Source organism: Novosphingobium sp. AAP93 (assembly GCF_001296055.1).
Classification (GTDB): domain Bacteria; phylum Pseudomonadota; class Alphaproteobacteria; order Sphingomonadales; family Sphingomonadaceae; genus Novosphingobium.
The window spans coordinates 1-7608 of the sequence record NZ_LJHZ01000055.1; the positions used below are offsets into that span (position 1 = coordinate 1).

Here is a 7608-nt window from a genome sequence, read left to right on the forward strand (position 1 = left end):
CCGATGTCGCGGCGGGCGTGCTCCATGCCCTGCCCGAGCCGCTCCAGCCGCAAGTCATCCAGCGCATCGCCACGCTCGGCCCCGTCGCGCCCGAGGCCATTGCCATGCTCGAAGACCTCCTCGCCCAGCGCATCACCGAATGCCACGGCAGCGCCGCGCTCACCATGGGCGGCCCGCGCGAGGCGGCGGACATCATCAACGCCTCGGTCCGCGCGGTCGAGAAGCGCGTGATGCCCGAGATCGCCAAGCAGGACCGGCAGCTCGCCAAGGCCATCGAGAACGAGATGTTCAAGTTCGAACACTTGTTCGTGCTCGACGAGAAGTCCATGGGCTCGCTGCTGCGCGAGGTGGATTCCGATACGCTCATCGCCGCGCTCAAGGGCATCGCGCCGGAAACCCGCGAATGCTTCTTCCGCGCGATGTCGAGCCGCGCGGCGGAAGGGGTGCGCGACGAGATCGAGGCGCGCGGCCGCATGAAGATGGCCGAAGTGGTCGAGGCGCAGAAGGCCGTGGTCACCGCCGCCCGCCGCCTCGCCGCCGAAGGCACGATCGTGTTCGGTGCGGGCGATGACGATTATGTCTAGCGTAGTGCGTGTGCTGTCGCTGGCCGAGCTGGGCCTCACGCCCGGCGGTTTCCGGGAGGATCACCGGTTTGTGCGCGGAGCCGCTGCGCCTGAACCGGCTCCGCCGCCACCGGAACCGGAGGAAGACCCCGAAACGCGCGCTTTTGCCGCGGGTTATGCGCAAGGCGCTGCCGATGCCGAAGCGGCTTTCCGCGAGGCTCTTGCCCAGCAGGATGCCGCCCGCGCCAAACTCGAACTCGCGTTTGGCCGCCTCGACGCCGATCTCACGCGCGAACTCGAGGCGCGCCTGCGTGATACCGTCCTTGCGCTGTGCATGCCGCTGTTCGGCGAATATGCCATCGATCCCGATGCGCTCACCGCTCGCGTCAAGCAGGCTGCCGGCATGCTCGCCCGTGCAGCGGATGAACGCGTGATCCGCCTCCACCCCGAAGATCTCGCGCTGCTTGCTGCCCGCCTGCCCGAAGACTGGCATTTCGAACCCGATCCGTCGCTCGAACGCGGCGCGCTGCGCATCGAAGGCACGGCCGGCGGTGTCGAGGATGGCCCCGGCACCTGGACCCGCGCGCTATCTGACGCGCTGTCTTCATGCTGAACGCTGCTCTCCCCCTCCTCGTCCGCTGCGAGGAAGCCCAGCCCGATTTTGCCCCGCGTCGCTATGGTCTCGTCACCGCCTGCGACGGCGGCCTGCTTGAAGTCAGCGGTCTTTCGCTCCCCATCGGCGCGCAGTGCCGCATCGCACATGGCGGCGGTTCGCTGCTGGCCGAAACCATCGGCTTTCGCGCCGGGCGCATGCTGATGATGCTGCTTGGCGATACCGTCCTGCTCCGCCCCGGCGCGCGCGTGCGGCCCGAAGGCAAGCCCGGAATGCTCCCCGTCGGCGAGGCCTTCCTCGGCCGCGCCGTCGATGGCGAGGGCCTGCCGATCGACGGCGGACCGCCCATCGCCGCGCGCGCAGAATGGCCCTCCGGCGGTATTCGCGGCAGCGCGCTCGACCGCGCCCCCGTTCGCGAACCCTTCGATGTCGGGGTCCGTGCCCTCAACGCGCTCACCACTTTCGGCGTCGGCCAACGCATCGGCGTCATGGCGGGCTCGGGTGTCGGCAAGTCGGTCCTGCTCGACATGATCGCCCACGGTACCGAGGCCGAGATCGTTGTGGTCGGTCTGATCGGCGAGCGCGCGCGCGAAGTCTCCGATTTCGTCGAAAAGCATATGTCCGGCCCCCGGCGCGCGCGCTCGGTCGTTGTGGCCGTACCGGCGGACCACGCGCCAAACTTGCGCATCCGCGGCGCAATGCTGGCGACCTCGATGGCCGAATACTTCCGCGCTGCAGGGCACCAGGTCCTGCTGATCATGGACAGCCTCACCCGCGTCGCGCATGCAGGGCGCGAGATCGCGCTTCTGCTCGGCGAACCCGGCGCCGCGCGCGGCTACCCGCCATCGGCCCTCGCCACCATCACCAAGCTCGTCGAGCGCGCGGGCAATTCGGCGGCCAGCGGCGGCTCGGTAACCGGGCTCTACACCGTGCTCGCGGATGGCGACAACCAGGATGACCCCGTCGTCGATACCGCGCGCGCCATTCTCGACGGCCACATCGTGCTCAGCCGTGATCTTGCCCAGCGCGGCCAGTATCCGGCGATCGACATCGCCGCCTCGCTCAGCCGCGTGATGAACGACATCGTCGATCCGCTCCACCAGACCGACGCCCGCGCTTTTCGCGCGCTCATCGCCAACTACGAGGCCAACCGCGATCTCGTCCTCATGGGCGCCTACCGCGCCGGGGCCGACCCGCAGCTCGACCGCGCCATCGCCATGCACGGCGCGCTCACGCAGTTCCTCAGCCAGTCGCAGCGTGACGTCGTCCCGATGGACCGCAGCATTGCTGAACTCGCCGCCCTGATGGCGACATGAGCACCGGTGCTTTCGAGAAAGTCGGCGCATGAGCACCGACAAGACAAAGCTCAAACGCCTGCGCCGCCTCGAACGCCTGCGCAGCATCGCCCGCCAGACCGCGCTCGCAGAAGCGGCGCGGGCGGAAGCTGCGCTGGCGCAAGTCGCCAATCTCCAGACGCGGACGGCCGCTTTGATCGATGCCTATCGCCTGCGCCGCGATGCCACCACCGGGGCGGACCTCAGGCAGTCGCAGCGGTTCGTGGCAGGCCTCACCCGCATCGCGGACCAGACCGCCGCCGATCTCGCCCGCGCGCGCGAGGCCGCCGATACTCGCGCCGCCGAAGCTGCCGAAGCCGAGCGCCGCCGTGCCGCGGTCGACGACCGCATCGAAGCCGCCCGCCAGCGTATCGCCCGCAAATCGGCTGACACCGCACACCCCGCGAAGCCGGCCAGCCCACTTGGCACGCCTCTTGAATAGCAGCCGTTAACCAAACCGCTCGCCAAGGACTGTGCCCCCCGCGATGACTGCGCCCGCTCCGATCCCGCTTTCGCGCACAGAGGTGCGCGCACCTGCCCGGGACACCGCTCCTGCGGCATCTAATGCCGATACGGATCGGGGCCAATCGTCAGATTTTGCGGCCTTTCTGGCACAAGACGCGCGGCCCGCCGGACAGTCCGCCCCTGCCGCAACCACAAAACCGGAACCGCTCCGGACTGGCGCCGAAGCTCCCGTTGATCAGGCGGCGGCTGCCGAGGAGCCCGGCAAGACCTTGCCGGTGATCCGGCAAAGCCTTGCCGCTCCGGTTGCCGCACTTCGACTGCTCATCGCGGCGGGAGCCAAGGACGATACCGCCGACACTACCGCCGACACCACAGTGGCAGCAAGCGACCAGACGGAAGCGGATCGATCGGCCGAGACGGCCTCGCCCCTGCCGGCCCTGCTTGCAGCACTGCCGGTTGCGGGGCAGGCACCGACCGCTGGATTGCAGGCGTCCGCAGCGACCTCGCAGCCTCCCCGGACCGCATCCACCAGACAGGTCGCCTCCCCCGCAACGCCGACCGCCCCGCGCGCGGACGAGGCCACGCAGACGGCTGCCCCGGTCAATGCGCCGCAACCCGCTGCCTTTGCCGCCGCCCAGCTTGTTTTCGAACGCGACACCGTTGCCGCGCCCGCCGAACCAGCAGCGCCACCACCCGAAACCGCTTCGAAAACCCCGGCTGCGGCACAAGACATCGCCGCTCGCGCCCAACCGTCGACACTGGCGGCGCTGACAGGTACTTCCGAACGCCCGGCCACACGCAAGCTGCGCGGCGAGAGCGAAGCTGCGCTTCCCGCCGCAAAGCCCGCCCTTCTGCCCGACACCGCCGGTGCGCTGGCGCTGGCTCAACCGGGAAGCGCCCCCGCCGCAGCACCTCTGCAAACCCCCGCAACTCCCGCGCCGCAGCCGCTCAGCTTCGACCAGCTCGTCGATTCGATCGCCCGTGCGCGCGATGGCGCCGATCAGGGCGGCCCGGTTGCAGTTGCGCTGCATCACGGCGAGTTTGGTCGTATCTCGCTGCGGATCGAAAGCGATGCGACCGGCCTATCGGTCGCGATGGCGAGCCCCGACCCGGCCTTTGCGCCTGCCGTCGCTGCCGCACATGCCGCTGCCGTCGCCGAACCGGCACGCTCGACCGCGACCGGTCAGCATCCAGGTTCGCGCGAGCAAGGCCTCGCCCAAGGCCAGTCCGGCAGCAATTCCGACCCCGGCTCCAGCCAGCAGCGCCAGCCCCCCGCCATCCGGCAGCCCGCGGCCAACCCGGCAGGATCGCCCGTCCCGCGCACCGAGCGCGGCGGCGGCATCTTCGCCTGATCCCTTTCACGCCTGTTTCTGAGGACCCCTGATGAGCGAGAAGAAGGACAAGGACGCCAAGCCCAAGAAGAAGGGTGGCGGCATGATGCTCAAGATCGGTGCGATCGTCGCGTTGCTCGGCGCTGGTGGCGGCGGGGCTTATGGCCTTGTCGCAGCCGGGATCATCGGCGGCGGCGGCCATGGCGATGAGCATGAGGACAACAACCCCAAGCTCATCCACAAGGGTGAGGAAGACCCCTATGCCCCCGCGCCCAAGGAAGGCGGCCACGGCGAGGAAGGCGGCGGCGGTCACGAAGTCGATGGCGAGGGCGGCAGCGAATACCGCACCGCCTACTTCAGCTTTACCGATGATTTCACATCGAATCTCAAGGATTCGGACATGCTGGTGCAGGTCAGCCTCGCCTGCTCCACCCACCGCGACTACCGCGTGATCCTGTGGCTGCAGAAGCACGAACTGGCCATCCGCTCCGCCCTGCTCACCGCGATCGCCGATACGCCGGGAGAGGAAGTCCAGTCCGCCGAAGGCAAGGCCCGGCTGCGGAAGCGTCTCGTCGCCACGATCAACAAGGTGCTCACCGACACCGAAGGCTTTGGCGGGGTCGACGCCGTCTACTTCAAGACCTTCATCGTCCAGTAAAGCGCCCGATGAAGCCCGAACGCCCTCTCGTCGCGCAGCGGCCGCTCGCCCGCCACAGTGCGGCGCTGCTCCGCCCGGCACCCGCCGCAGCCGAACTGCTGCCGCTGCTTGCCCGCGCCGGCGAGCAACTGGCGCGCAAGCTGCGCCTCGCGCTCGCGCCGGTCCATGGCGGCGAGGCGGCGGTGGTGGATTGCAGCGCGCCAGAGGAATTGACTGTCGGTGCGTTCGCCCCTCCCGGCCTTGTTTCCATCGGCCTGCTTGCCGCCATTGCCGATGCCCAACCGCTGCTGGCCTGCGTGGAGGGCGAGACCGTGCTGCGCCTGCTTGACCGTGCGTTCGGCGGCCCGGGCGAAGCGCCATCCCCGCTCCCGCGCGAACTGCCCCTCTCCGCCGAACTCATGGTCCAGCGGATCGAGATGCTGGTCGGCCCGCCGCTGGCCGCCACGCTCGGCCTCGAAGGTCCGATCCGCGTGCTGCGCCGCGCCGCCTCGACCGCTGAACTCGCCGCCATGTCGGAAGACACCGCGCTCGCCGTCCTAACCTTCACGATCCGTGAAGGGGCGCGGCCCGCATGGACCTTGCGCCTCGGCTTCCCGATGGCTGCACTCGCCGATCTGACCGGCGCCGCCCGCCCCGCGCCCAAGCCCGTCCGCACAGCAACGCCCGCAGACCCGCTCGAACCGCCGTTCGCAGACATGCCGCTCACCCTGCGCGCCGTGCTCGTCGACGTGCCGCTCCCGCTTGCCACGCTTTCGGCGCTCGAAGTCGGACAGGTCCTCGCCGTGCCGGTCGCACGCAATGTGCCCCTGCGCATCGGCGAGTGCCTCGTCGGTCTCGGCACCGTTGGCGCTGTCGACGACCGCGTTGCCCTTCAACTCACCCAGCTCGCCTGACCCGGCGGCACCTTTCAGGACAGACCCATGACCTTTCAGACCCGCGGCCTCGAATTCCTCAAGGACGTCGACGTGCGCCTCACCGTCGAGCTCGGCCGCACCGACATGAAGCTCAAGGACGTGCTTACGCTCACCGAGGAAAGCGTGGTCACGCTCGACCGGCTCACGGACGAGCTGCTCGACGTGATGGTCAACGGCAAGCTGATCGCCCGCGGCGAAGTGGTCGCGCAGGGCGAGCGCTTCGGCCTCCGGATCGTCGAGCTGGTCGGTCAGGATGGTCAGGCCTGATGCTTTGGTACCTCCTCAAGCTCGCGGTCGTCCTGCCGCTTATCGCCGGTCTTGCCTGGGCCAGCCTCAAGTTCGCACGCCGCATGGAGCAGCGCTTCAGCCCGAATGGCGGCACCAAGTCGGTGAAGATCATCGAGACGCAGTGGCTCGGCCCCGGCCAGCGCATCGCCGTGCTCGAATTTCGCGGCCGCGAGATCCTCGTCTCGGCCACCAAGCAGGGCCTTGTCCGCCTCGCTGAAGTGCCCGCGCGCGCGGGCGGCGAGGACTGATCCGGTGAAACTGAAGCCTGTCCTCGCACTCGCCGCCATCGGCGCGTTGGCCTTCGCGCTGCCCGCCCACGCCGCGGATCTCGCCCCCGCCGCCGCCCCCACCGGCAGCGCCATCCCAGGCGCTCTTGACCGCGCCTTCGGCCAGATCGCCGGCGCGCAATCGAACGGCAGCCTCTCGCTGTCGCTCCAGCTGCTCCTCATCATGGGACTGCTCACGATTCTCCCCAGCCTCGTGCTGATGATGACGAGCTTCACCCGCATTCTCGTGGTGCTGGCGATCCTCAGGCAGGCGCTCGGCCTCCAGCAGTCGCCACCCAATCAGGTGCTGATCGGCCTTTCGCTGTTCCTGTCGCTGTTCATCATGGCGCCCACGCTCGAAAAGGTGAACGCCAATGCCATCGCGCCCTATTCCGCCGGAACGATCAACGCCGAGCAGGCCATCGGCAACGCGGGCACTGAATTCCACGCCTTCATGATCCGCCAGACGCGCGAGCACGATCTCCAGATGTTCGCCACCATGGCCAAGGCGCCCAAGTTTGCCCGCACCGCGGACGTGCCCTTCTCGATCCTGCTTCCCGCCTTCGTCACCAGCGAACTCAAGACCGCGTTCCAGATCGGCTTCATGCTGTTCCTGCCGTTCCTCGTCATCGACCTCGTCGTGTCATCGGTCCTTATGAGTCTGGGCATGATGATGATGTCGCCAACGGTGGTCTCGTTGCCGTTCAAACTCCTCCTCTTCGTCCTGGTTGATGGCTGGGCGCTGCTGATGGGCAGCCTTGCTGCGAGTTTCGGCTGATGAACGACACCTCCGCCCTGCTCGCCCTTGCCGACCGCATGCTCTGGGTCACCGCGCTTGTCGCCGCCCCGGTGCTGCTCGCCAGCCTTGCCGTCGGCCTCGTCGTCGGCGTGGTGCAGGCCGCGACCTCGATCAACGAACAGACGCTCACCTTCGTCCCCAAGCTTGCCACCATCGCGCTTGTGCTGGTGCTGCTGGGCAGCGCGATGATGGGGCTGATCGGCGATTTCCTCGTCGATATCTTCGCGCAGATTGCGCAGACCGGGAAGTGAGGGGGATGCGCATCAGGCCGGTCCCGAAAAGCCCCTCCCCGATGGGGAGGGGTTGGGGAGGGGTAGCCCCGGCCCGCCAGTCCCGCGACCACGCCAGCGCCGTACCCCCCCCCCCCCCCCCCCCCC

General features: G+C 68.8%; 11 protein-coding genes. All 11 read left to right on the forward strand.

The features are described 5' to 3' along the window. On the forward strand, positions 1-584 hold a 584-nt coding region (locus IP83_RS09410), incomplete at its 5' end, for a FliG C-terminal domain-containing protein (RefSeq protein WP_304437616.1). Further along, positions 568-1176 carry a FliH/SctL family protein gene (locus IP83_RS09415; protein WP_156309652.1) on the forward strand — a complete coding sequence of 203 codons (609 nt, stop codon included), beginning with the start codon at positions 568-570 and terminating at the stop codon, positions 1174-1176. The genes IP83_RS09410 and IP83_RS09415, both read left to right, overlap by 17 nt. Then, positions 1170-2492, forward strand: a complete 1323-nt coding sequence (locus IP83_RS09420; RefSeq protein ID WP_054121963.1) for a FliI/YscN family ATPase — start codon at positions 1170-1172, stop codon at positions 2490-2492. Before IP83_RS09415 ends, IP83_RS09420 begins: the two co-directional genes overlap by 7 nt. A gap of 28 nt (positions 2493-2520) precedes the next feature. After that, on the forward strand, positions 2521-2952 hold the full coding sequence (locus IP83_RS09425) for a hypothetical protein (protein ID WP_054121964.1): 432 nt from the start codon (positions 2521-2523) through the stop codon (positions 2950-2952). 43 nt (positions 2953-2995) lie between these two features. Beyond that, positions 2996-4327: a hypothetical protein gene (locus tag IP83_RS09430; protein ID WP_156309653.1), complete on the forward strand. Its 1332-nt coding sequence runs from the start codon at positions 2996-2998 to the stop codon at positions 4325-4327. A gap of 31 nt (positions 4328-4358) precedes the next feature. Next, entirely contained in the window at positions 4359-4964 is a 606-nt protein-coding gene (locus tag IP83_RS09435; protein WP_054121966.1) for a flagellar basal body-associated FliL family protein, read from the forward strand. Between the two features lie 8 nt (positions 4965-4972). Then, positions 4973-5857: a flagellar motor switch protein FliM gene (locus IP83_RS09440; RefSeq protein ID WP_054121967.1), complete on the forward strand. Its 885-nt coding sequence runs from the start codon at positions 4973-4975 to the stop codon at positions 5855-5857. Between the two features lie 27 nt (positions 5858-5884). Further along, a complete protein-coding gene (gene fliN / locus IP83_RS09445; protein WP_054121968.1) occupies positions 5885-6145 on the forward strand; it encodes a flagellar motor switch protein FliN in 261 nt (86 codons plus the stop codon). After that, positions 6145-6414: a flagellar biosynthetic protein FliO gene (locus tag IP83_RS09450; protein WP_054121969.1), complete on the forward strand. Its 270-nt coding sequence runs from the start codon at positions 6145-6147 to the stop codon at positions 6412-6414. Before fliN ends, IP83_RS09450 begins: the two co-directional genes overlap by 1 nt. Before the next feature lie 37 nt (positions 6415-6451). After that, positions 6452-7210 (forward strand): flagellar type III secretion system pore protein FliP, encoded by a 759-nt coding sequence (gene fliP / locus IP83_RS09455; protein ID WP_369817015.1) that lies wholly within the window; start codon positions 6452-6454, stop codon positions 7208-7210. Further along, positions 7210-7482 (forward strand): flagellar biosynthetic protein FliQ, encoded by a 273-nt coding sequence (locus tag IP83_RS09460; protein WP_054121970.1) that lies wholly within the window; start codon positions 7210-7212, stop codon positions 7480-7482. Before fliP ends, IP83_RS09460 begins: the two co-directional genes overlap by 1 nt. The last annotated feature ends 126 nt before the right edge of the window (positions 7483-7608 follow it).

Coding starts and splice junctions, on each gene's coding strand:
- IP83_RS09415 (WP_156309652.1), top strand. CDS start 568: ATGACGATTATGTCTAGCGTAGTGCGTGTGCTGTCGCTGGCCGAGCTG.
- IP83_RS09420 (WP_054121963.1), top strand. CDS start 1,170: ATGCTGAACGCTGCTCTCCCCCTCCTCGTCCGCTGCGAGGAAGCCCAG.
- IP83_RS09425 (WP_054121964.1), top strand. CDS start 2,521: ATGAGCACCGACAAGACAAAGCTCAAACGCCTGCGCCGCCTCGAACGC.
- IP83_RS09430 (WP_156309653.1), top strand. CDS start 2,996: ATGACTGCGCCCGCTCCGATCCCGCTTTCGCGCACAGAGGTGCGCGCA.
- IP83_RS09435 (WP_054121966.1), top strand. CDS start 4,359: ATGAGCGAGAAGAAGGACAAGGACGCCAAGCCCAAGAAGAAGGGTGGC.
- IP83_RS09440 (WP_054121967.1), top strand. CDS start 4,973: ATGAAGCCCGAACGCCCTCTCGTCGCGCAGCGGCCGCTCGCCCGCCAC.
- fliN (WP_054121968.1), top strand. CDS start 5,885: ATGACCTTTCAGACCCGCGGCCTCGAATTCCTCAAGGACGTCGACGTG.
- IP83_RS09450 (WP_054121969.1), top strand. CDS start 6,145: ATGCTTTGGTACCTCCTCAAGCTCGCGGTCGTCCTGCCGCTTATCGCC.
- IP83_RS09460 (WP_054121970.1), top strand. CDS start 7,210: ATGAACGACACCTCCGCCCTGCTCGCCCTTGCCGACCGCATGCTCTGG.